Here is a 23,818-nt window from a genome sequence, read left to right on the forward strand (position 1 = left end):
GCCGCCCCGTCAGGGGCGCGGGGAGCTGCGCGACCAGCCCCCACCGGCCCGCAGAGCGATCACCCCACCCCCTGCGGAGCACTCGGCACCGGCCGCGCGGCAGGCGCTACCCGCTCCTCGCTGTGCGAGATCTCCGGCAGCCACGAGAGGAACCGCGGCGTACGCCAGTTCCGCTCCCCCAGGAGCGACATCAGCGAGGGCAGAAGGACCATCCGCACCACGGTCGCGTCCAACAGGACCGCCACCCCGAGGCCCACGCCCATCTGCTGCATGTCCTGCATGGACAGCGTGCCGAACACACCGAAGACCGCCACCATGATCACGGCCGCTCCGGTCACCGCGCCCGCGGTCCGCGTGATGCCCTCGCGGATCGCCGCGCGGTTGTCCAGGCCCCGGTCGCGTGCCTCGCGGATCCGCGAGACGACGAAGACGTGGTAGTCCATCGACAGGCCGAACAGGACCACGAGGACGAACAGCGGCATCCAGTTCTCGATCGCGCCCACCTTCTCCGAGCCGATGAGTTCCGCGCCCCAGCCGTGCTGGAAGACCGCGGTCATCACGCCGTAGGCGGCGCCCACCGAGAGCAGGTTGAGCGCGATGGACGTCACCGCGATCACCACCGAGCGGAAGCTGAACAGCATCAGCAGGAACGTCACCGCCGCGATGAAGGCGAACACCGGCACGATGCCCTTGCTGAGCTGGGCGCTGAAGTCCTGTGACGAGGCGAGGTCGCCGCCCACGTACGCATCGGCGTCCAGGCCGTCGAAGGCCGCGGGGACCACGTCGTCCCGCAGCTCGTCGAGCGCCTTCTTCGACTTCGCGTCACTGCCGTCACCGGGCAGCGGTATGTCGATCTCGGCTACGCCCGCCTTCTTGTGGACGGTGAGTTCGGCGCCCTTGCCCGCGTCCCGCACCACCGCGGCCAGCGCGTCCTTGATCTGCTTCGACTCGATGTCGTCGGCCTTGACGACCACCTGGGCCGGCGCGGGGCCGCCCGGGAACTCCTCGGTGATCTTCCGGAAGGAGACCGAAAGGGGCGCGTCGGAGCCGAACTGCTTCTCCAGGCCCAGCTGTTCGGTCTTCATGCCGAGTGCGGGCGCGGCAAGCGCGAGGAGCAGGACCGCGGAGCCGATGGCGAAGAGCTTCGGCTTGGCGAGTACGGGGCGCAGCAGCTTGCCCGCGATGCCGCCGCTGACGTGCGCGCCCTTCTTGCCCTTGCGGCTGAGGAAGGGGATGCGTCCCGCGTTGATCCGGTCGCCGAGCGCGGAGAGCAGCGCGGGCAGCACGGTCACCGATCCCAGCATCGCCACGCACACCACCAGGATCGTGGCCATGGCGAAGCCCTTGAAGAGCAGGAGCCCGGACAGGAACATGCCCGCCATCGCGACCATCACGGTGAGCCCGGAGACCAGCACGGCCCGCCCGCTGGTGGCCGCCGCGATCCGCAGCGCGGTCTCGGCGTCACGTCCCGCCGCCCTCTCGTCCCGCTCGCGCCGCAGGTAGAAGAGGCAGTAGTCGACGCCGACCGCGAGGCCCATCAGGAACATCACCGAGTACGTCGTCTCGAAGAGGTGCAGCTGATGGCTGGCGAGCGAGAGCAGTCCGAAGGCGCCCACGCACGCGGTCAGCGCGAGGCCGACCGGGAGCAGCGCCGCGACCACGGCACCGAAGGCGACCAGGAGAATGCCGAGCGCGAGTGGTACGGCGGTGAACTCGGCCCTGGTGAGGTCGTCCGCGAGCAGGTCGCCGAGGTGCTTCTCGGAGCTGGCGTCGCCGAACTGGTAGACGGCTATGCCGTTGTGCGCGCCGTCGTCCTTCGCCTTCTGCACGGCGTCGAGCACCGGCTGGACGCGGTCGGCGGCGTCGTCGGACGCGCCCTTCATCTTGAAGCGCAGCAGCGCGTCCCTGCCGTCCTCGGAGGGCAGCGGCGCCTGGATGGCGCGGGTCTCGCCGGTCGCGGTCAGCGCCTTGGAGAGGTCGCTCGCCGCGTCCCGCCAGCCGTCCGGCGTCTTCGAGCTGACCATGACGAGCTCGCCGGCGGGCTCTACGACGCCCGCGTCCTTGAGGATCACCGCGGCCCGTGCCGAGTCGCCGACCTCCATCTCCTCGTCGGACGCGGTGACCATGCCCGAGGCCCCGCCGATGGTCGTGGCAAGCACGACGAAGAGCAGCCAGCCGAGGATGGCCGTCTTGCGATGGTGTGCGCTCCACACACCGAGTCGTGCCGCGAGGTTTGGCCTCATGGCGTTTCGCCCCCATAAATAAGCGTCGGATAAGCCGTGCTGATGACGAGGACAACGCTAGAAATCCGGGGGCGTCCCACCCAGCCGCCGAACACCCCACTGTCAGAAGCACAGGGCGACCTATGGGGGTGTCGTCAGGTACACCCCCTGCTCGGGTGCGAAACCCAGTGACCGGCGGCGATGTGTGCGACGAGAATGTGTCCATGCCGCTGGAAGAGATGGGGATCAGAAAATGACGAGGGTTCGTGAAGCAGTGATCGCGGGGGCCAGGGGGCTCTTCCTTTCGGTCATCATGCTCGCCGGTTCGATCACCCTCTTCGTGCTGTCGGTCCTGTCCATCGCCTTCATCACGCTGGGGATCGGCGTCTTCACGACGCCGCTGCTGCTGACCGCCGTACGCAAGTGGGCCGACCTGCGCCGCGCCCAGGGCGCCGCGTGGTCGGACGTACACATCCCGCGTCCCTACCGCCCCTTCCCGGCGGACCTGCGCGGCGGCATCACCGGGCAGGTGGAGCGCACCACCCTGATGCTGAAGGACCCGGCGACCTGGCGTGATCTGCAGTGGCTGCTCGTCGACATGACCGCCGGTTACGTCACGGTGATCTTCGCCCCGGCCCTGCTCCTCTACCCGCTGTACGGCTATGTCCTGGCCCTCGGCGTCTGGCGGCCGATCTACAGCGCGGGCGGCGGCGAGTGGTACGGCTTCATCCACGTCACCTCGCAGACCGACGCCAACCTGGCGGCCCTGCTCGGCACCGCCCTCGGCGTCGTCGGCGTCTTCGCCAGTCCCTCGATCCTGCGCGGCCACTTCCTCCTGGCCAGGACGATGCTCGCCCCCACCTCCTCCATGCGGGAACGTGAACTCGCCCAGCGTGTCGACCGGTTGACCGAGACCCGGCATGACGCGGTGGACTCCTCCGCCGCCGAACTGCGCCGCATCGAGCGGGATCTGCACGACGGGGCGCAGGCCCGCCTGGTCGCGATGGGCATGGACCTCGGCACCATCGAAGCCATGATCGAGAAGGACCCGGCCAAGGCCAAGCAGCTGATCTCCAAGGCCCGGCAGAACTCCGGTGAGGCGCTGACCGAACTGCGTGACCTGGTGCGCGGCATCCACCCGCCGGTGCTCGCCGAGCGCGGCTTCGGTGACGCGGTGAAGGCGCTGGCGCTGCGCCTCCCGGTGCAGACCGAGGTCGACGTGGAGCTCTACGGCCGGCCCGATGCCCCGGTCGAGTCGGCCGCGTACTTCGCGGTGAGTGAGGCCCTGACGAACACCATCAAGCACGCGGGCGCGGACCGTGTCTGGGTGGACGTGCACCACGCGGGCGGCATGCTGCGGATCGCGGTCACCGACAACGGCAAGGGCGGCGCCTCCATCGGGGCGGGGTCGGGGCTGAGCGGGATCGAACGCCGACTCGGTACATTCGACGGCGTACTGGCCGTCAGCAGTCCCGCGGGCGGCCCGACCATGGTGACCATGGAGATCCCTTGCGAGTTGTCCTAGCCGAAGATCTCTTCCTGCTGCGTGACGGTCTGGTCCGGATGCTTGAGGCATTCGACTTCGAGATCGCCGCCGCTGTCGAGACCGGGCCCGAACTCACCAAGGCCCTGGCGGAGTTGGAGCCGGACGTCGCTGTCGTGGACGTCCGGCTTCCGCCGTCCCACACGGACGAGGGACTGCAGTGCGCGCTCGCCGCGCGGCGGGCACGGCCGGGCCTTCCGGTCCTCGTGCTCTCCCAGCACGTGGAGCAGTTGTACGCGCGCGAGTTGCTGGCCGACGGGAACGGCGGGGTGGGCTATCTCCTGAAGGACCGGGTCTTCGACGCCGAACAGTTCATCGACGCCGTACGCCGGGTCGCGGCGGGCGGTACCGCGATGGACCCGCAGGTGATCCAGCAGCTCCTGTCGCGGCGCTCGGCGGAGGAGCCGCTCGGCAAGCTGACGCCGCGCGAGCGCGAGGTGCTCGAACTCATGGCGCAGGGACGGTCGAACGCGGCGATCGCGGGGGAACTCGTCGTCACGGAACGGGCGATCGCCAAGCACACCTCGAATATCTTCGGGAAGCTGGACCTTTCGGTCTCCGACGACGACAACCGGCGGGTTCTCGCCGTACTCGCCTATCTGGATCAAGAACGCTGAGGGTTCCGCGTGAGGAATTCCGCGCGTGATTGAACGGGCCGGACTCCTGTTGCGTACGTAGTCCCATGGGACGCACACCACGACGCACATCACGAAAACGATCAAAGCTGGCCGGGCGCGCGATCGCCGCGTCGGCCGCGCTCATCCTGGGCGGCGGCGGAATGGTCGCGGTGAATGTCTACGCGAACGCCGAGGAAAGCAACGGTTCGCCGTCCGCCACGACCCAGTCCGGCCGGCAGTCCGGCGACCAGGGTGCCGGGCAGGGGCTCGCGACCATCAGCTGCCCCGACGTCGGCAATCAGCTGCCGGACGTGCCGGACGGCGCCCGCGCGGACGTCGACCGGCAATTGGCGGAGCTGGACACTCAGATCACGGCCGCGTACGAGAAGTTCGCCGAGGCCAAGGACGCCGGGCAGGCCGAGGCCGTGCTCGACCCGCTGGAGGAGCAGCGGCGGCCGACCATCGACGGCATCGGCTCCGCGATCGACCAGGCGGGCGGCCAGCCGCCCCAGGGGCTCGACGGCATGGCACCCTGCACCATGCGGGCCGACGACTCGGCCGGTCAGCAGCCTCCGGCGGACGGCGCCCAGCAGCCTCCGCAGGACGGCGAACAGCCGCCGGACGACGGGGGTGAGCAGCCGCCGGACGGCGGCGCCGAGCAGCCGCCGGACCAGCAGAACGGCAATGGGCCCGACGCGAGCGACTTCGTCGACATCAATTCCGTCCAGCCCAACGTCAACCGCCCCGCCAAGCAGCGCGGCGCGTCGCGCGGGACCTTCACCACGAAATGCGGGACGAACAAGAACGGCAAGTTCAATCCGGACAATGTCATTGTCGCGCCCGGTGTGAGCAATGGCGCCCACCATATGCACGACTACGTCGGAAATCAGGCCAATGACGCCTTCGCCAGTGATGACGATCTCGCGAACGGCGACACGAGTTGCCGAAACCAAGGGGACAAGTCCACCTATTACTGGCCTGTCCTGAGGCTGCAGAACGGAGAGGACGAGAACGACGCCGACGCGGACGGCGGCGGCAAGGACCAGAATGTCGGCGAGATCCAGACGCCGGCCTCGGTCACGCTGAAATTCGCCGGGAATCCGACGAGCAAGGTCGTCGCGATGCCGCGTTTCCTGCGCATCATCACCGGTGACGCCAAGGCGCTCACCAATGGTGACGCGAACGCCAACGCGTCCTGGAGCTGCACCGGCTTCGAGAACCGGCAGCTGAAGGACAAGTATCCGATCTGCCCGGATGGCAGCAAGGTCGTCAGGACGTTCAACTTCCAGAGCTGCTGGGACGGCCAGAACACCGACAGCGCCAACCACCGCACGCACGTGGCCTTCGCCGACGCCAAGAGCGGCACCTGCCCGCAGGGCTTCAAGGCCATTCCGCAGCTGGTGCAGCGCATCGTGTACGACGTGCCGCCGGGCCCCGGCTTCGCGGTGGACTCGTTCCCCGAGCAGCTGCACAAACCGGTCACCGACCACGGTGACTTCATCAACGTCTTCGACGAGAACCTGATGCAGCGCGTGGCCAAGTGCATCAACCGAGGCCAGCGCTGCAACTGAGCAGACCAGAACCGACGCGCTGACCCCCCGTACCGCTGCGCGGTCAGCTCGTGTGGTGACCGGAGTGGCCCGAGTGCCCCGGGCTTTTGTCCTCGTGATCCCCACCACCACTACTCCCCGAGTGGTGCGAGGACTCCTCCACCGTCCCACCGAGCCGACCGCGCAGCCGCATGACCACCTTGTCGTCGCCGACCGCGATCCACTTCTTGCCGACGAGGTACGTACCGCCGTAATCGTCCGCCTCATTCAGCCATTCGGCCTGGCCACGGGCGGTTGTGAAGGTTACGAGGACATAACGGCGGGCACCTTTCTCACAGGTGGCCTGCCGCAGTTCGGCCGCGTCCGTCTGGATGTCGGGCTTGCACCGCGCCTTGGCCGCCAGCTGCTCCAGGCTGCCGCTCGCCGTATCAGGCGGCGCGTCGTCGCCGTCCGAGCCGCATGCCACCAGCGCCAGCAGCAGTCCCACACCCATGCCCGCAAGCGTCTTCCGCGCTGCCCTCATCGTCCCACCAGTCCCTTCAGGCGAGGTGAACTCGCCATCTCCGTATGCACCGTTGAGCGGCGGCGACCACACGGATACCGTGCGCCGCACCATCCGACCCAGGGGGTACACATGAGCGACCCGTCCCGTCGTACCGTGCTCGGCACAGCCGGGGCCATCGGCCTCGGTGCGGCCGTCGGCGGGACGGCGATTCCGTCCCATGCCGCCGAGAGGCCCGCCGAGGGCGCTGCCTCCGCCTTCGATACGGATTCCGCGCGCTCAGCACTCAACAGACTCCTGCCGCATCACACGGAACAGTTCCGGCTCAGACTCGTGCCCGCGAGAGACGGCGTGGACCGATTCCGCGTCACGGGCACCACGGGGCGGATCCAGGTGTCCGGCACGACGCCCGCCGTGCTGCTCACGGGGGTCCACTGGTATCTGAAGTACACCTGCGGGGCCCATATCGCCTGGAACGGCAGCCAGTTGGACCTTCCGGACAGGCTGCCCGCGCCCTCACGCCCACTGGAGCGGTCCACCAGGCTCCCGCACCGGTTCGCCCTGAACGACACGAACGACGGGTACACCGCGCCGTACGCCGACTGGTCGTACTGGGAGCGCATGATCGACGTACTCGCCCTGCACGGCTGCAACGAGGTCCTGGTGATCGCGGGCGCCGAGGCGGTCTACCACCAGGTGCTGAAGGACTTCGGCTACAGCGACGCCGAGGCACGCGCGTGGCTGCCGGCGCCGTCGCATCAGGCGTGGTGGCTGCTGCAGAACCTCTCGGGGTACGGCGGGCCGCTTTCGACTGAACTGATCGCCCAACGCATGGAGTTGGGGCAGCGCATCATCGGCCGACTCCGCGAGCTGGGGATAGCTCCGGTGCTGCCCGGCTACTACGGTCACGTACCGGACGGATTCGTGGCCCGGAACGGCGGGGACGCGCGGGTGGTGCCGCAGGGAAACTGGCACGGCTTCAAGCGGCCCGACTGGCTCGACCCGCGGACCTCGTCCTTCGCGAAGGTCGCCGCTTCCTTCTACCGCCACCAGGAGCAGCTCTTCGGCGCGGCCGAGCACTTCAAGATGGACCTGCTGCACGAGGGCGGCACCGCGGGAGACGTCCCCGTCCCGGACGCGGCGCGCGGCGTCGAGGCGGCCCTGCAAAAGGCCCGCCCCGGTGCGACCTGGGTCATCCTCGGCTGGGAGGCCAACCCGCTGCCCGAGCTGCTCGACGCGATCGACCGGCGGCGGATGCTCATCGTGGACGGGGTGTCCGACCGGTACACGAGCGTCACCGACCGCGAGAAGGACTGGGGCGGCACTCCGTACGCCTTCGGCACCATCCCGAACTTCGGGGGGCGTACGACGATCGGCGCCAGGACCCACATCTGGAACGAGAAGTTCTTCGCCTGGCGGGACAAGGACGGCAGCGCGCTCGCGGGTACGGCGTTCATGCCGGAGGCGACGGACCGGGACCCGGCCGCGTTCGAGCTCTTCTCCGAACTCGCCTGGGTCGAGGAGAAGTTCGACCTGGGCGCCTGGTTCACCGGGTACGCCGGGTTCCGTTACGGCGGCCGGGACACCGACGCGCGGGCAGCCTGGCGGGCTCTGCACGACACCGCCTACCGGCACACCGCCGTCGAGCGGAGCGACCCGCACGACTCGCTGTTCGCGGCCCGGCCCGATCTGGCGGCGAACCGTGCCGCCGAGTTCGCGCCGCGCGCGCTGACGTACGACCCGGGCCGCTTCGACGCGGCGTTCGCCGGGCTCCTCGGGGTCCGCGGGTCCCTGCGCGGCAGTGCGGCCTACCGCTACGACCTGGTGGACGTGGCCCGCCAGTCCCTCGCGCACCGCAGCCGCCAGCTGCTGCCGCAGCTGCGGGCCGCCTACCGCCGCAAGGACGCGGCGACCTTCCGCGCGCTGTCCACGCTGTGGCTGCGCCTGATGCGCCTCTCGGACGAGCTGACGGCCACCAACTCGGCGTTTCTCCTTGGCCCGTGGGTCGACGCGGCCCGGCGGATGGGGACGAGCGCGGCGGAACGTGACGAGTTCGAGCGGACAGCGAAGGTCCTGATCACGGTGTGGGGCGGCAGGGCGACATCGGACGCGGGCAATCTCCACGAGTACGCGAACCGTGACTGGGCCGGGCTTACGGCGGACTTCTACATCCCGCGCTGGCAGAAGTGGCTCGACGAGCTGGCCGACGCGCTGGCCGCGGGGCGCGAGCCGCGGGCGGTCGACTGGTTCGCGGTGGAGGAGCCGTGGACCCGGGAGCGCAAGGACTATCCCCTGCGGGGCGTCGGCGATCCTTACCGCACGGCGGCGCGGGTCCGGGATGTGCTGGCGGGAGCGCCCTACCAGGGGGCACTGGAGGTCACGGCTGAGCCGCCCTCTCTCCCGCCGGGCGGACAGGCGCGGGTGGCGGCCGTCTTCCGGAACGTCAACGGGCTGCGGGGCACGGGGCGTGTCGACTTCGAGCTGAGCGGCGTGGACGCGGAGCCTTCGGGGCCGGTGTCGCTGCCCCCGGTCGCCCCGGCGGGCACGGGGAAGGTGGCGTGGCGGGTGAGCGCGCCGGGCACGCCGCTGGACCGGCCGTTGCGGCCTCTTCCGTACGAGATCGACGTGCGGTACGGGCCGCGGGGCGAGAGGCGGGTCAAGGCCGTGCACGAGGGTGTGCTGTTCGAGGCGGGGCCGGTAGGGGCGGGCTGGAAGAAGTACACGAACAACGAAGCCGTCTTCGGCGAGCTGAACGGCCGCTTCGCGATCGACGGGGCGGGAGCGGACCTCTGGAAGGGCACGACGGAGTTCGGCGCGCTGTACCGGGAGGGTGCGCTGCGGGACGGGGCCTCGGTGACGGTACGGGTGGACTCCCAGGCGGTCACGGGACCGTGGGCCCGCGCGGGCCTCATCGCCCGCAACGCGATGGGGACGGCGGGCTCACGGGGCTTCGTGGACCTCGCGGTCACTCCGGCGAACGGGGTGGTGCTCTCGTACGACACGAACGGCGACGGAACGCTGGACACGTACAAGCGGATCACGGGGGCGGGGTTCAAGGCGCCGGTGCTGTTGCGGTTGGGGCGGTCGGGGGACGTGGTGACGGGGTCGTGCTCCGTGGACGGGGGTGCCAGCTGGAGGGTGGTGGCGAGTGTGGCTGTGCCGGGGGTTGCGGCGGCGCAGGACGTGGGGATGTTCATGAGCGCGACGCATGGGGGTGGTGGGGGTCGGGGGATGGTGGAGTTCAGCGAGTGGGGGGTTGCTTGAGGGGGGCTCTGGCCGCCCGGGGATGCGGTGCCTGTCCGTCTGCGCTGCGGGGCCGCGGTGCGGGTGGCCGGGGGTGCGGTGCCTGTCCGTCTTGGGGGCGGGGCCGCGCCGGTATGTCCGTCCTCGCCATCGTCCGGTGGCCGCGGTGGTACTTCGGCACCGGAGCGCCGCGAACCGTGCTCCGGGCGGAAATACCGACACGTCCCCTCGCGAGCGCTCCCGACTGCAGCCAATCGGTCGTGCTGCGGGGCAATCGGGTGGGTGGGCGGGAAAGCTTGTTCGTCCAGAGGTCGCTGCGGGGCAAACGGGCGGGTGGGCGGGAAGGGTCTGTTCGGGAGAAATCGCCTCCGTGGGGGAACAGGACTTGCCTCGTGGGAAAGTTGCCCCATGGATATCGCGTGGGAGAAGCAAGTGGCCGAAGCCTGGGCCGGGTTTGAGAGGGGCGAGGCAGAAGGAGCGGAGTTCCGGGCGCTGATCGACCAGTTGGTCGAAGCCTTGCCCGAGGGCAACCCCGTACACCCCTTCGAGCGAGCCTGCGCCTTCGACTCCACGGGCCATTCGGACCGGGCAGTCCCCCTGTACCGGGAGGCGTTGGAGAAGGGGCTCGAGGGGTATCGGCGGCGCCGCACCGTCATCCAACTCGCCAGCTCGCTGAGGAACGTCGGCCAGGCCGAGGCCGGCGTCGCCCTCCTTACACCCGAACTGGAGGCACCGAGCGACGAGTTGGACGACGCCGTGCGCGCGACCCTCGCTCTGTGCCTGGCCAACCTCGGCCGCGAGAGGGAGGGACTCTCCTTGGTCCTGGGGGCCCTCGCGCCCCATCTGCCGCGATACCAGCGGTCGATGGGAAACTATGCGCGACAGCTCATGGACGGGTGACCTCCCGACGATTCGCTCGTTTTGCTGAACGTGTCGTCGAATGTGAAGTCCCCCTCCCCGCCCCAGGATCTCTCCGCCGTCGTCGATGTCGAGCAGGCCGAAGCCGCCCTCGTCGAGCACTACCCGCGCCTGGTCCGGCTCGCCTATCTGGTGCTGCCGCCCAGCCTCGGGCGCAACCGGCGGGTCCTGACCGCCCACGCGCTCACCCAGCGTGCGCTCCCCCGCAGCGGCAGGTCGGGGGGCACGGAAGGCATTCCCGTGCAGCGGGAGGGCGAAGGGCGCGGCGGCGACCCCGGGTACGCGTATGTGCGGCTGCGGGTCATCGGCACCGCGCTCGACGCCGGGCTCCCGCTGCGGCGCAAGGCCTTGCCCAAGCGCGCGCAGCTGCCCCCGCTGCTGCCGCAGGTATGGGGGCTTCGGCTCTTCCCCCGCTCGGGCGGCGCCGACGAACTCGCCCTGGATCAGCGCCTCGCGTCCCTTTCGGGCCCCGCCCGCGCCGCGTACGTACTGCGAGGCCTTGAGCGGCTCCCCGACGCCGACGTACGCAAGGTGCTCGCCGCAGCGGGAGTCGACGAGCCGGAAGCGGCGCTCGACGAGGCCGACGGCGTGGACGCGCTGTACGACCTGCTCAGGTCGCCCGAGTTCGACCCGTGCTCGCTGCAGGCGAGGCCGACCGACCTGATGCGGCGCAGGCAGCACATGAAGGCCGCGGGCGTCGCGCTTGTGGCCACGCTGGTCTGCGGGGCGCTGCTCGGACTGCCGGGCGGCGGCTGGGGTCCCGACGGGGCCGCGGCGCCCGCCTACGCGCAGAACCCGGCGGGGCAGGCGGCGCTCGACCCGGGGCAGCTGACGAAGGTCGCGGCGGGCACGTGGAAGCGGTCCGCCCGTACGGACTTCTCCGTGTGGCCCGCGAGGGGTGCGCTCGTCGATGACGAAGCGTTGCTGCGGCGGGCCCTGGCCGTCTGGGCAAGGCCCGGTGAGTCGGTACAGGTCTCGGCCACACCCGGCACCGCCGCGGGCGCCCCTCCCGGCCCCCCGCAGCTGCTCTTCGCCGGTGAGGTCGACGCGGCGCGCGTCGTCCTGCTCTACGACGGCCTGCGCGTGGTGCGCTACGCCGAGCCCAAGGACGGCACCGGCGGAGCCGCACTCGACTTCGCCCGCGTGGACGGCGCGTCCAGCGCCGAGGCGGGCGCCCTGGTGGTGAACCGGGTCGACGGCAACGTGCGCTATCTGACGGCCCCCTGGGTGGCCGGCGTCTCCGTACGCGACCTGCTGAAGCCGGGTAGCGGCGCCGATGCCGTGAAGCGGGACGACGACGGCGTGACCCAGCCGCTCGCCAGCCCGGCGCAGGCAAGTTCCTGTACGTCGTGGAACGCTCTGGAGCTGCGGGACAACACAGGAGCGAACCGCTTCTCGACCGACCTCGGCGAAATCGTTCCCGCACACCTCACCGCCGGCCGCCCCCGGGCCCCGCGCGAGGCCACGGCCACGGACTGGTCGGACACCGCCTGCTCACTCGCCGCCGCGCGGTCCAACGGCGTGCGGTCCGTGAACTCCTGGCAGTACGCCCGCCAGGCCCTGCCCGAGGCGAACGGCCCCGCCGCGTGGATCTGCACCCGGGCCGACACCTGGCGGGGCGCCGACAGCCGGGTGCTCGCGCTGTTCCGGGCGGGAGGCGCGGCGGCGGTCGCGGCGAAGGCGGAGGACTCACCGGCCTGCGGAGGGCGGGAGCCGTCGGTGCTCGCGGGAGTGCGGTGGAAGTCCCGCGGCGGCAACTGGTACCTCCTGGGCGGCGGCAGCAAGGAAATCGTCTCCGTCACGATGTCGGGCAGCGCCCCGACCCCCGGCAACACGCTGGCCGTCCCCACGGACCGCAAGGCTCACGCAGGGCTCACCGGCCGGCTCACGGACGGCAAGAAGGTGCCGACTCTACGCTGACCCCTCAGCCACCACCGCTGAGCCCCCGCACGTCCTTCTCCAGCAGCATCACCCCGTACGTGCTCCCGTCCGCCGCCACCTTCCCCGGCAGCTCCCCCACCACCACGTAGCCCGCCCCCTCGTAGTACTCCCGCAGCCGCGGGTTGGACGAGACGCAGTCCAGGCGGCACCGCTCCCGGCCCGCCGCCGCGATCCGGCGCTCCGCATGCGCCAGCATCGCGCGGCCCTGGCCGGGCGGCGCCCCGCGTCGTGTCATCAGGCGGTGCACATAGCCCGCGACGGGCGGCTGCACGCCCCAGGCAGGCTCGTCCGACCACCACACCTCGTACGCTCCGGCGACCTCACCGCCCGCGTACGCGAGCCAGACCTCGTCCGACGCGATGCGCTTACGGAAGTGCGCCGCGTCCTTGTCGCCCGGCTTCCACTGGTCGATGCCCCGGTCCAGCATCCAGCGCGCGGCACCGTCGTAGAGGGCGACCAGGGTGGGAATGTCCTGTTCTTCGGCCAGTCTGTGGGTCAACTGTGCTGCTCCGTCGGGGCCAGCGCGATCAGGCGCGTGATCAGTTCGGCGAACGGGCCGTCCGCCGGTTCCTCGGCGAGGATGCGGCGCAGGATCGACGCCATCTCCTCGTCGTACGCGGCGCTCACCGCGGCCAGGGCCGCGAAGTCGTGCACCAGCTGAAGCTCCAGTTCGGCGCGCGGGATGCGGCGTCCGTCGAGCCAGATGAGCGCCGTCGACTCGGCGAGCGAGATCCAGGAGCGGACCACCAGCTCAAGCCGCGCCGGCGGGTCCGTGATGCCCAGGTGCGCGAGGATCTGGACGTACGCCGCCTGGCGCACCGAATCGATCAGCGCGTTCGTGGTGGAGGAGCCGACCGCGGGGCCGCCCCGCATCAGCGCGGAGAAACCGGGGCCGTGGCCGTCCACGAAGTCCAGGAAGCGGCCCATCACCCGCAGCAGGCGCGCGCCGAGCGGACCCCGCCGCGGCTCCACGAAACGCTCGGCCAGATCGTCGGCCGCCCGCTGCAACGCCGCCTCGTACAGGCTGAGTTTGCCCGGGAAGTAGTGGTAGACGAGCGGACGCGAGATGCCCGCGGCCGCCGCTATCTCGTCGATGGACACATCGTCGGGCGAGCGGTGGCTGAACAGCTCAAGGGCGACCCCGATCAGCTGCTGCCGCCGCTCCTCGACACCCATTCTGCGGCGCACCCCGGTAGTCATGCGAACACCTTACCGAGCAGATCCGGCCGTCCAAGGGGCCGGTCCACTCCAACCGTTCACATCTCTCACATGTCCAGGACGATTCGGTCACCGCTCGCCCGCGAAACGCAGATCAGCATCGAGTCGCCGCGCTCCGCGTCCGTGAGCAGTTCGTCGCGGTGATCGATCTCCCCCTCCAGGACCCGCTGTTGGCACGTCCCGCAGAATCCCTGCTCGCAGGAGTACGCCGTGTTGGGCAGCTCCGCGCGCACCGCGGCCAGGACCGTGGTGTCGGCGGGCACCTCGATGGTCCGGCGGCTGCGGCGCAATTCCACCTCGAAGGCGCCGTTGCCGTCCGTGGAGGTGTGGGGCGTGAACCGCTCCAGGTGGAGGTCGGCGCTCGGCGGCAGGGTGGCCGCCACCGCCTCCATCAGGGCCTCGGGGCCGCAGACGTGGACCGCGGTGGAGGGGGCCAGATCCGCGAGGAAGGCGGCCAGGTCCGGGCGGCCGTCCTCGTCATCGGCGACGACCGTGACCCGGTCCTCCGCGGACCCCGCCAGCTTCCGTACGTCCTCAAGGAACGGCATGGAGGCGCGGGAGCGGCCCCCGTACAGGAGCCGCCAGTCGCGGCCCGCCGCCTCGGCCTGCCGCAGCATGGGGAGGATCGGGGTGATGCCGATGCCGCCCGCGACGAAGACGTACGCATCGGCGTCGGCCAGCGGGAAGCGGTTGCGCGGGCCGCGCACCTCGACCTCCATCCCTTCCTGAAGCTGCTCGTGAACCTCGCGCGACCCGCCGCGGCCACCCTGCTCCGCGCCGATCAGACGGGTCGCGACGGTGTACGAGGAGGTGTCATCGGGGTCGCCGCACAGCGAGTACTGGCGGACGAGACCCGACGGCAGAACCAGGTCGAGGTGGGCGCCCGGCTGCCAGGCGGGCAAGTCGCCGCCCTCAAGGCGCAGTTGGACGACGCCATCGGCGACGCTCTCGTGCCGGGTGACGAGGAGGCGCAGCGCACGGGAGCGCGGGCGGCCCGAGACGGGCTCCTCCAGGGCGGGCAGCGGCCAGAGCGGGGAGGCGTCGATGCGGCGGCGCATGGCCCGCCTGGTGAGCAGGGCCGCGCCCGCGACGAGCAGGACGGTGCGGATGCGGGGCATGTCAGTGCGCTCCCTTGGACGGCGTGGCCGTCGCGGCCTCCGCGGCGGTGGCCGCCGGTGAGGACGCGAGGTAGGCGACGGCCTGTGCGGTGCTGCCCTCCTGGGAGGGGTGGTAGGAGCGGCTCAGATAGCGGGGGATGGAGCGGATCATGTCCGGGGTGGTGGGCAGCGTGCCGTTCTTCCCGGCCTGGTAGAAGCCCTTGAAGGAAGCCTTGCCGCCGATCAGCGTCGGGTCGTTCTCCATGAAGAAGCGCGCGCCGCGCTGCCAGAGGAAGACCAGGGCGGTGAAGGCCGTCGCCCAGGTGCGGGCGCGCCGGCGGTAGCCGCCGTCGACGTGCATGAAGAGCTCGAAGGCGACGGAGCGGTGCTCGACCTCTTCCGCGCCGTGCCAGCGCAGGAGGTCCAGCATGGTCGGGTCGGCGCCCCGGCGGTCGAGTTCGTCGGCGTTCAGGACCCAGTTGCCGAGGAACGCGGTGTAGTGCTCGATCGCCGCGATGATCGCGACGCGCTCCATCAGCCACCACTTGCGGGCCTTGCCGGGCGGCAGCGTCCTGTCGCCGAGCATCTTCTCGAAGAGCCAGTCGACCTGGGCGGTGTAGGGCGTGGGGTCGAGGCCGAGGTCCTTGAGGTGAGGGAGGACCTCGTCGTGGGCCTGCGCGTGCATGGCTTCCTGGCCGATGAAGCCGATGACGTCCTCGCGGAGCCGGTCGTCACGGATGTACGGCAGCACCTGCTTGTACACGTGGACGAACCAGCGCTCGCCCGCCGGGAGCAGCAGATGCAGCACGTTGATCATGTGCGTGGCGAAGGGGTCGCCCGGCACCCAGTGGAGCGGGGTGTCCTCCCAGGAGAAGGAGACTTTGCGTGCCTTGAGCGGTATGCGCTCGGACGCGACGGCCTCGGGCTCCCGGCTCTGCGTATTAGACATGGCGTCAATGTACTGACGGGTAGGCGGGCCGGTACAGGTGTGTGCGGCGGATTCTTTCTCCGGACGTCTCGTCTCAGCGGCGGCGCAACGCGAGTCAGCGCCGGCGCAACGCGAGGAGCGCGATGTCGTCCTCCCGTTCGTGGCCGAAGCACCCGAGGAGCGTGTCGCACAGGTCGTCGACACCGGGCGGCGCGCCGGCCGCCGCGGCCCGCAGCTGCTCCATCGACACCGCCAGGTCCGTGCCCCGCGTCTCGATGAGCCCGTCGGTGACCATGAGGAGGCGCTCGCTTCGCGCGAGGACCACTTCGGCGGGCGGCGGCCTGTCGAGCCCGAGGCCGAGCAGCGGCCCCCGCACGTCGACGTACGCGGCCGTGCCCTCGTCCCGCACCACCAGCGGCGGGATGTGCCCCGCGTTGGCGATCAGGGTGCGCCCGGTGTCCGGGTCGACGAGGCACAGGCACATCGTGGCCGTCACGTCCGGGTGGTAGCGCTGGAGCATCCGGTCGAGGCGCCCCGCGAGTGCGCCGGGGCCGGGGTCCTCCAGGCAGTAGGCGCGCAACGCGTGCCGTATCTCGACCATCACCGTGGCCGCGTCGAGGGAGTGCCCGACGACATCGCCGATGGCGGTCAGGACACCGGCGGGCGTCGGAAGCGCGGCGTAGAAGTCGCCGCCGATCTCCGTCTGGCGCGACGCCGGTTCGTAGCGGACGACGACTTCGGTGCCGGGCAGTTCCGGCAACGTGCCCGGCAGGAAGCTGCGTTGGAGGGTCAGCGCGATGTGCCGCTCCTCTTCGTACATCAGCAGCGGCTCCGCCGCGAGGGCGGTCGCGTGGGCGAGGCGTTCGACGAGCTGGCCCGTCTCGCCGCCCGGCCCTTCCTGGTACGCGGGCGTGGCGAGGCCCACCAGCGTGCGCCCTTCGCGCAACCGGGCAAGGACGAGGCCCGCGTCCTCGGGCTTGCCGTCGCACTGCCCACCGGACCCCGCCGGGCGGAAGAACCCCGGCGGCCACAGCGGCGCGGGCACGACGGTGGGGCGTACCCCTGTCCGCCCGGACATGACGCGCCGCATCAGCCGGGCCACGGCCGCGTGCGCCTCGGCGTCCGGCAGGGAGGCGGGGGTCCTGTATCCCGAGAGCCCCCGGTGGATCTCGCCTTCCTCGCCGAGCACGAACACCGCCGCGTGGCCGCCGGTCAGCCGTGCCGTGCCCGCCGCCGCTGCCTCGGCGAGCTCGCCGAGGCAGCGCGCGGACTGCACGTCCAGGATCGTCCCGGCCAGCAACGCGAGCCGCCCGACCCGCTGTTGAGCGTCGGTGCGGCTACGGCCCCCGCGCGCGGCGGCCCGTACGACCGCCTGGATCTCCTCCGGTTCGGCGGGCACCGTCAGATAGGACTCGCCGCCCGCGTCGAGCCCCTGGCACCGGTCGGCGGGCGCGTGCGCCGCCGCCGAGAAGTGGACGACGGGCAGGGCGGCGATGGGGGGCAACTGCTTCATCCGGCGGCAGAGTTCATAGCCGCTCATGTCCGGCAGGCCGACGTCGACGAGCGCCACGTCCGGCAGGTCCCCCGCCCGCATCCGCGCGTCGAGTTCGATCAGGGCCTCGCCCGCGCTCGCGGCGAGCACGACGCGATGGCCGTCCCTGCGCAGGACCGCGCTCAGGGCGTACCTGCTGGCGGCCACGTCGTCGACCACGAGGACCGTGCAGACCGTCTTCACTGCCTTACCCTTGGCGCTCACGCGGGACAGCCCCTCAGAGCGGGACGGGACAGGCCCCCTCGGGGCCTGCCCCACAAGCTAGCGCCCTATCGCGAGCCCCGGGAGAAGACGGCGACAGTACGACCCGGAACGGTAAAGGTCCCCGAACCCGCTTCGTACGCGGCCCGCTTGACGGTAAGATCCGCGCCCGTCGCCTGCACGGGGTGCAGCGCGTACGCGTCGCCCGCCGCCTGTGTGACCTGCTGCTCCTGGGTCTGCGGAGTGGCGTTGAAGATCACGACGAGATCGCCGAGCCGCATGGTGATGACGCCGGGAGTCTCTTCGCGCCCCGACAGCGGGAAGGACAGCGTCCGCTGCACCTCGTCCGCCGTGCGGAGCCCGAAGGCCGGTTCCGTCGCACGGATCCTCAGCAGATCGCGGTACGCGGCCGACGCCCCCTCGATCTCCGGGCAGCCCACCTCGACCAACGTCAGCAGGGGCTCGGCGTAGGGCCACTTGTCCTTGTTGTCGGCGGCAGGCGGCAGGCCCCGGCCGAAGCCGTTGCCGTCGCGGCAGTCCCAGTGCGGGGCGTTGAACCAGTCGCCGCTGTCGTAGGAGTTGCGGTCGAGGGACTTGGAGCGCAGGCGGTCGCTCCCGGCCTGGGAGAGCGCCGGGCCCTGGGAGAGCGTCGCCGTGGCCATGGAGAGCACCTGCATCCGCGCCCTGTCCCGCCCTGTCGCCGTCTTGGGCAGCTTGAAGGCGAGGGCGTCGAAGAGGGTCTCGTTGTCGTGGGCGTCGGCGTAGGCGAGGGCGTCGCCCGGCGCGGCGGCGTATCCGGCGGGTGCGCCGTTGTAGTCGACGCCCGCGCCGGTGACCCGCTCCCCCGCCGTGTCCGTGAACGCGTAGTCGGCCAGGTTGCCGGAGAGGCCGACCTTGATCAGGTCCTGGTAGTGCAGGAGCCGCGCCTTCTGCTCGGCCGAAGTGCCGTTGGCGGGCGAGGAGTTCGGGTCCGTGTAGAGGCCGCTGCCGAAGCCCTGGACACCGGGGTCCTCGTCGAAGGGGCCGCCGCCGCGCACCGCGTCACGTGCCCGGTCGGAGAAGGTGGCGATGCCCGTCCCCGCCATGTTCTTCTGGGTGGCCTGGACGAAGCGGGCGTCGTCGGCGACCTCGCCGAAGTTCCAGCCCTCTCCGTAGAGGATGATCTTCTTTCCGTCGACGCCGTCCTTCTTGACGGTGAGCGCGTCCAGGGCCTCCCGTACGGCCAGGATGTTGGCCTTGGGGTGGTGTCCCATCAGGTCGAAGCGGAACCCGTCGACCTTGTACTCCTTGGCCCAGGTCACGAGCGAGTCGACCACCAGTTTGCCCATCATGGCGTTCTCCGGAGCCGTGTTGGAGCAGCAGGTGGAGTTCGCTACGGAGCCGTCGGCGAGCAGCCGCTGGTAGTAGCCGGGCACGATCTTGTCGAGGACCGACGCGGCTGCCTGGCCACTGGCGGACGTGTGGTTGTAGACCACGTCCATGACCACCCGCAGGCCCTGCCGGTTGAGCCCCTGGACCATCCTCCTGAACTCGACCGTGCGCGCCGTCCCTGTGGGGTCACTCGCGTACGAGCCCTCCGGCACGGTGAAGTGCAGGGGGTCGTAGCCCCAGTTGAAGCCGTCCTTCGCGGCGACCTTGGCCAGGCACTCCTGCTGTTCGGCGGAGTCGGCGGCGTACGAGGGGAGATCGCAGTCGGGCTTCGCCTGGGCGGACTCCCGCTCGGGGACGGTGGAGAAGTCGAAGGCCGGCAGGAGGTGCACGTAGGAGGTGCCTGCCGCCGCGAGCTTCTTCAGGTGCTTCATGCCGTCGGAGCCGGTGTCCGTGAACGCCAGATACTTCCCGGGGTGCTTCGACGTCTTGTCGGCGACGGAGAAGTCCCGGACGTGCAGCTCCTGGATCTGCGCGTCCCTGAGGGCGACGGGCGCGGGCTTGACCGTGTCCGCCCAGCCCTTGGGCGCGAGCTTCTTGTCGGCCAGGTCCACGACCAGGGACTTCTCGGAGTCGGCGGTGAGGCCGAGCGCGTAGGGGTCGGTGACCGTGTTCGTGACGATCTTCCGGACGCCCGGCGCCCAGACCTTCACCACATAGCGGTACTCCTGGCCCTTCCAGCTTCGGGGGCCGGTGGCGGACCACACTCCGCTCCCGCTGTCGCGCCGCATCCGCACCCGCTCGCCGCCGAGTTCGAGCCCGACGGACTGCGCGGTGGGTGCCCACACGGAGAGCGTCACCGTGCCGGACCGGTGGAAGACCGGGCCGAGCGTGGCCTTCGTCGCCTTCGCCGCGTAGAGGTCGTCAAGGACGCCCTGCGTCTGGACTCCGGTGGCGGTGACGAGCTTTCCGCCGGCCGCGCGCTGGGCGAGGACGAGCTGCCCGGTGAGCGCTTCGGGGGCGCGCCGCCGGTCGCGCCGGTCGACCTCGTACGCCGTGTACGCACGCAGCTGCGGGAACCTGTCCCGCTGGGCTTCGGTCAGGCCTGACGGGAGCTTCTTCAGCCGCAACTCCTGTCCTGCGCCCGTGAGTTCACCGTCCTCGACCGCGAGCCTCCCGTCCTGGTCGGAGACGATGCGGGTGGTGTCGGCGGAGGGGGTCTCGCTCTCCTTCGGCAGGGCGACCGTGGTCCGGTCGATCCACTGGGCGGCCGACTTCGACAGGTCGACGGTGCTCGGGGGCGGGGCGGCTGCGCCCGCCGGTATCGCGGCGACGAGGGCCGCGAGCAGCGCGACGATCGTGCCGGTGGCCGCCGCGGTGCGGCGTCTGAGCTGGGGGGCCACGAGGGACTCTCCTTGCGTGTCCGGGCGCCCGGCCGGTGACGGCGCAGGCGTTCGACCGGTTGCGGGTCCGGGTGAGTGACCGGGAACGTACCGCCGCGAAGGACTTGCAGCAAGACTTTGCAAGAAGTCCCCGCCGATGCCCGTCCGCACACCCTCCCCGAACGGCACCCCGCTCCCCACACACCGCCCCCGCCTGGCATCCGTTGCGCAGAAAATATCCTGCAAGGTCTTTCGCAAGACCTTGCAGGGCTGTTAACTTCCTGCCAGCCCGGCGGCCGTCGATGGGACGGACGGCACAGCGGGTCCTTCCTCTAGGAGTTCAATATGCGACGTGGCATATCGATCGCCGCCGCGGTCACCGCACTGGCGCTCGCCGCCACCGCTTGCGGCAGCGACGACGACAGCTCGACCGGCGGCAAGGCGAAGAACGCCAAGGACATCTCCGGGTCCATCACTTACTGGGACACCTCGGACGCCACGACCGAGGCGCCGGTCTACAAGAAGCTGATCGGCGAGTTCGAGAAGAAGTACCCGAAGATCGACGTGAACTACGAGAACATCGAGTTCGCCTCGATCGAGCAGAAGTTCAAGTCGGCCGCCAAGACCGGCAAGGGCGCCCCCGACGTGATGCGCGCCGACGTGGGCCTGATCCCCGAGTACGCCTCGCTGCACTACATCGCGCCGCTCGACGGCACCGCCGCGCTCAAGGGCGGCACGGACGACTTCACCGAAGGCCCGCTGAACACCACCAAGTACCAGGGCAAGACGTACGGCGTCCCGTCGGTCACCGACACCCTGGGGATCCTCTACAACAAGAAGCTGTTCAAGGAAGCGGGCATCAAGAAGGCGCCCGCCACCTGGGACGAGTTCATCGCGACGTCGAAGACCATCAAGAAGAAGACCGGCGTCGAGGGCACCTACCTCAACCCCGACTCCTACTTCCTGCTGCCCTTCCTCTACGGCGAGGGCACCGATCTCGCGGACACCAAGTCCAAGAAGATCACCATCAACTCGCCGGAGGCCGTGAAGGCCGTCACGACCGCGAAGAAGGTCTACGACCAGGCCTCGGCCAAGGTCGACTTCGCCAACGCCTACGACAACATGCAGAACTCGTTCAAGAACGGCGAGGTCGCCATGCTGGTCCAGGGCCCCTGGTCGGTCACCGACGACCTCACGGGCTCGGCCTTCAAGGGCAAGGAGGACAACCTCGGTTACGCCCCGGTCCCGGCCGGCTCCACCGGCAAGGCCGAGTCCCCCACCGGCGGTCACGACCTCACCGTCTACCAGGGCTCGAAGAACCTGGACGCCAGCTACCTCTTCTCGCAGTTCATGACGTCGACGGCGAGCCAGCAGAAGATCGCCGCCGAGACCGCGACGCTGCCGACCCGCGACTCCGCGTACACCGAGAAGGTCACCGCGGACGCCCGCATCAAGGGCTTCCAGCCGATCATGAAGACCGCACGGCCGCGCGTGGCACTCCCGCAGGTCGGCAGCCTCTTCACGCCGCTCGTGCAGCAGTACACCAAGATCCTTCAGGGCGACGTGCCGGTGAAGTCCGGCCTGGACGCCGCAGCCAAGGACTTCAAGAAGCTGCTCCCCGGTTACACCCTGAACGGCTGAGGACTCCTGACCCATGCTCACCGCAGTGAAGCACTCCTGGCAGAAGTACTGGTACGCCTGGGCGATGGTGGCTCCGGTCGTCATCGTCCTGGCGGTTCTGGTCCTCTACCCGCTCGGCTACGGCTTCTATCTCTCCCTCACCAACGCCAACGAGGCGAACGTGGCGCGCGACATCGGCGCCTTCCACGCCCCGGCGACGTACAAGATGGTGGGCCTGGACAACTACTGGCAGGTGCTCTCCGGAGCGGACGGCGACTTCTATCCGCGCCTGACCTGGACGATCGTCTGGACCTTCGCCTGCGTCGTCCTGCACGTCTGCATCGGCATGGGTCTGGCCCTGCTGCTCAACCGCAAGATGCGCGCCAAGCTGCTCTACCGGGCGCTGCTCATCCTGCCCTGGGCGGTCCCCGCGTTCGTCGGGGTCTTCGCCTGGCGGCTGATGCTCAACTCCCAGTACGGCGTCTTCAACGAAATGATCACGGCGGTCGGTCTGCCCGCGCAGAACTGGCTGGCGACCCCGCTCGCCCAGAAGACCGCCGTGATCATGGTGAACGTCTGGATCGGCGTCCCCTTCAACATGGTGGCGCTGCTCGGCGGCCTCCAGTCCATTCCCAAGGAGCTGTACGAGGCTTCCGAGATGGACGGTGCGTCGCCCTGGCAGCGCTTCGTGAACGTGACCCTGCCCGGCCTGCGCCCGGTGACGAACACCGTGGTCCTGCTCGGCTGCATCTGGACGTTCAACATGTTCGCGGTGATCTACCTGCTGCTCGGCCAGAACACCACCGGTGAGGCGGACATCCTCGTGACCTTCGCCTTCCGCAAGGCGTTTACCGGAGTGTCCGACTATTCCGGTGCGGCGACCTACGGAATCGTGATTCTCGCCCTGCTGCTCGCCTTCTCGACCTTCTACCGCCGACGCCAGCTCAAGACCGAGCAGGCCTGAGGGTCAAGGAGCCTGAACACCATGACCTCTGCAACCACCCACTCCCCGGCCCCTTCCCTGGCGGCGGCCGAACAGAGCCCGGTCCGCCGGGTGAAGAAGGTGCGCGGCCGTGAGGAGCGCTCGCCGCTGGCCTCGGTCGCCCTGCACGGCACGCTGATACTGGCGAGCCTGGTCGCGGCCTTCCCGGTGCTCTGGATCGTCTTCATATCGCTCGGGCCCAAGTCCGCCTGGCAGAACCCGGGCGAGGTCATCAGCGGGCTGAGCCTCGACAACTACGTCAAGGTCGTCACCGACACCGACTTCCCGCAGTGGTTCGGCGCCTCGGTGATCGTCGCGGGCGGCACCACGGTGCTCGGCGTCTTCCTCGCGGCGACCGCGGGCTACGCGGTCTCGCGGATGCGGTTCCCCGGCCACCGGCAGCTGATGTGGAGCTTCCTGGTCACCCAGATGTTCCCGATGGCCGTGCTGATCGTGCCGCTGTACGAACTCCTCGCCCGCTTCGACCTGATCGACAACTACCTGGGGCTCATCCTCACGTACGCGACGACGGCCGTCCCCTTCTGCGCCTGGATGATGAAGGGGTACTTCGACACCGTCCCGCAGGAGATCGACGAGGCGGGACGGGTGGACGGGCTCACGCCCTTCGGCACGTTCTGGCGGCTGATCGTGCCGCTGGCCAAGCCGGGGCTCGCGGTCACCGCGTTCTACAGCTTCCTCACCGCGTGGGGCGAAGTCGCCTACGCCTCCCAGTTCATGGGCGCCGACCACTACACGCTCGCCGTCGGCATCCGGACCTTCGCCACCGAGTCCCGCGCCGACTGGGCCATGATGACCGCCGCCTCGGTGATCATCCTGATACCGGCGACCCTGGTCTTCCTGCTGGTCCAGCGCAACCTGGTGTCGGGCCTCACGGCCGGCGGCACCAAGTCCTGACTCTCCTGTAACTCCCCGT

Annotated in this window: 17 protein-coding genes; 9 read left to right on the top strand and 8 right to left on the bottom strand. The window is 70.3% G+C overall.

Going from position 1 to position 23,818, the window contains the following annotated elements; translation table 11 throughout:
• Positions 1–59: 59 nt before the first annotated feature.
• Positions 60–2,243 (bottom strand): MMPL family transporter, encoded by a 2,184-nt coding sequence (locus ACGFX9_RS02445; protein ID WP_393463477.1) that lies wholly within the window; start codon positions 2,241–2,243, stop codon positions 60–62.
• Positions 2,244–2,475: 232 nt separating this feature from the next.
• Here ACGFX9_RS02445 and ACGFX9_RS02450 point away from each other — a divergent pair, with 232 nt between their 5' ends.
• From ACGFX9_RS02450 to ACGFX9_RS02460, 3 genes are all read left to right on the top strand, one after another.
• Positions 2,476–3,747, top strand: coding sequence for a sensor histidine kinase (locus ACGFX9_RS02450; protein WP_393463479.1), 1,272 nt, complete (start codon positions 2,476–2,478; stop codon positions 3,745–3,747).
• Positions 3,732–4,382: a LuxR C-terminal-related transcriptional regulator gene (locus tag ACGFX9_RS02455; RefSeq protein ID WP_393463480.1), complete on the top strand. Its 651-nt coding sequence runs from the start codon at positions 3,732–3,734 to the stop codon at positions 4,380–4,382. Before ACGFX9_RS02450 ends, ACGFX9_RS02455 begins: the two co-directional genes overlap by 16 nt.
• Positions 4,383–4,447: 65 nt before the next feature.
• Positions 4,448–5,953: a DUF1996 domain-containing protein gene (locus tag ACGFX9_RS02460; protein ID WP_393463482.1), complete on the top strand. Its 1,506-nt coding sequence runs from the start codon at positions 4,448–4,450 to the stop codon at positions 5,951–5,953.
• 43 nt (positions 5,954–5,996) lie between these two features.
• Here the strand turns inward: ACGFX9_RS02460 and ACGFX9_RS02465 are convergent, their stop codons facing one another.
• Entirely contained in the window at positions 5,997–6,425 is a 429-nt protein-coding gene (locus tag ACGFX9_RS02465) for a hypothetical protein (protein WP_393463484.1), read from the bottom strand.
• 141 nt (positions 6,426–6,566) lie between these two features.
• Between ACGFX9_RS02465 and ACGFX9_RS02470 the strand changes: the two genes are divergently transcribed.
• From ACGFX9_RS02470 to ACGFX9_RS02480, 3 genes are all read left to right on the top strand, one after another.
• Positions 6,567–9,698, top strand: coding sequence for an alpha-N-acetylglucosaminidase TIM-barrel domain-containing protein (locus tag ACGFX9_RS02470; RefSeq protein ID WP_393463486.1), 3,132 nt, complete (start codon positions 6,567–6,569; stop codon positions 9,696–9,698).
• 387 nt (positions 9,699–10,085) lie between these two features.
• On the top strand, positions 10,086–10,577 hold the full coding sequence (locus ACGFX9_RS02475) for a tetratricopeptide repeat protein (protein WP_393463488.1): 492 nt from the start codon (positions 10,086–10,088) through the stop codon (positions 10,575–10,577).
• 21 nt (positions 10,578–10,598) lie between these two features.
• Positions 10,599–12,515: a hypothetical protein gene (locus ACGFX9_RS02480; RefSeq protein WP_393463490.1), complete on the top strand. Its 1,917-nt coding sequence runs from the start codon at positions 10,599–10,601 to the stop codon at positions 12,513–12,515.
• 4 nt (positions 12,516–12,519) lie between these two features.
• On the opposite strand, the gene ACGFX9_RS02485 is transcribed toward ACGFX9_RS02480, so the two are convergent.
• From ACGFX9_RS02485 to pulA, 6 genes are all read right to left on the bottom strand, one after another.
• Positions 12,520–13,035, bottom strand: a complete 516-nt coding sequence (locus ACGFX9_RS02485) for a GNAT family N-acetyltransferase (RefSeq protein ID WP_393463492.1) — start codon at positions 13,033–13,035, stop codon at positions 12,520–12,522.
• The gene (locus ACGFX9_RS02490; protein ID WP_393463494.1) at positions 13,032–13,736 is read right to left on the bottom strand and encodes a TetR/AcrR family transcriptional regulator; all 705 of its coding nucleotides are present in this window, start codon (positions 13,734–13,736) and stop codon (positions 13,032–13,034) included. Before ACGFX9_RS02490 ends, ACGFX9_RS02485 begins: the two co-directional genes overlap by 4 nt.
• A gap of 65 nt (positions 13,737–13,801) precedes the next feature.
• Positions 13,802–14,872, bottom strand: a complete 1,071-nt coding sequence (locus ACGFX9_RS02495) for a PDR/VanB family oxidoreductase (protein WP_393463496.1) — start codon at positions 14,870–14,872, stop codon at positions 13,802–13,804.
• A 1-nt stretch (position 14,873) separates the two neighbouring features.
• Positions 14,874–15,800, bottom strand: a complete 927-nt coding sequence (locus ACGFX9_RS02500; RefSeq protein WP_393463498.1) for a metal-dependent hydrolase — start codon at positions 15,798–15,800, stop codon at positions 14,874–14,876.
• A gap of 94 nt (positions 15,801–15,894) precedes the next feature.
• Positions 15,895–17,535 carry a SpoIIE family protein phosphatase gene (locus tag ACGFX9_RS02505; RefSeq protein ID WP_393463500.1) on the bottom strand — a complete coding sequence of 547 codons (1,641 nt, stop codon included), beginning with the start codon at positions 17,533–17,535 and terminating at the stop codon, positions 15,895–15,897.
• Positions 17,536–17,600: 65 nt separating this feature from the next.
• A complete protein-coding gene (pulA, locus tag ACGFX9_RS02510; RefSeq protein WP_393463502.1) occupies positions 17,601–20,303 on the bottom strand; it encodes a pullulanase-type alpha-1,6-glucosidase in 2,703 nt (900 codons plus the stop codon).
• 324 nt (positions 20,304–20,627) lie between these two features.
• Here pulA and ACGFX9_RS02515 point away from each other — a divergent pair, with 324 nt between their 5' ends.
• From ACGFX9_RS02515 to ACGFX9_RS02525, 3 genes are read left to right on the top strand one after another with little or no spacing between them, the layout of a single operon-like run.
• On the top strand, positions 20,628–21,923 hold the full coding sequence (locus ACGFX9_RS02515; protein ID WP_393463503.1) for an extracellular solute-binding protein: 1,296 nt from the start codon (positions 20,628–20,630) through the stop codon (positions 21,921–21,923).
• 13 nt (positions 21,924–21,936) lie between these two features.
• Positions 21,937–22,866, top strand: coding sequence for a carbohydrate ABC transporter permease (locus ACGFX9_RS02520; RefSeq protein ID WP_393463505.1), 930 nt, complete (start codon positions 21,937–21,939; stop codon positions 22,864–22,866).
• Between the two features lie 21 nt (positions 22,867–22,887).
• Entirely contained in the window at positions 22,888–23,799 is a 912-nt protein-coding gene (locus tag ACGFX9_RS02525) for a sugar ABC transporter permease (RefSeq protein WP_393463507.1), read from the top strand.
• The last annotated feature ends 19 nt before the right edge of the window (positions 23,800–23,818 follow it).

It is taken from the genome of Streptomyces sp. NPDC048436 (assembly GCF_043200355.1).
Lineage (GTDB): Bacteria > Actinomycetota > Actinomycetes > Streptomycetales > Streptomycetaceae > Streptomyces.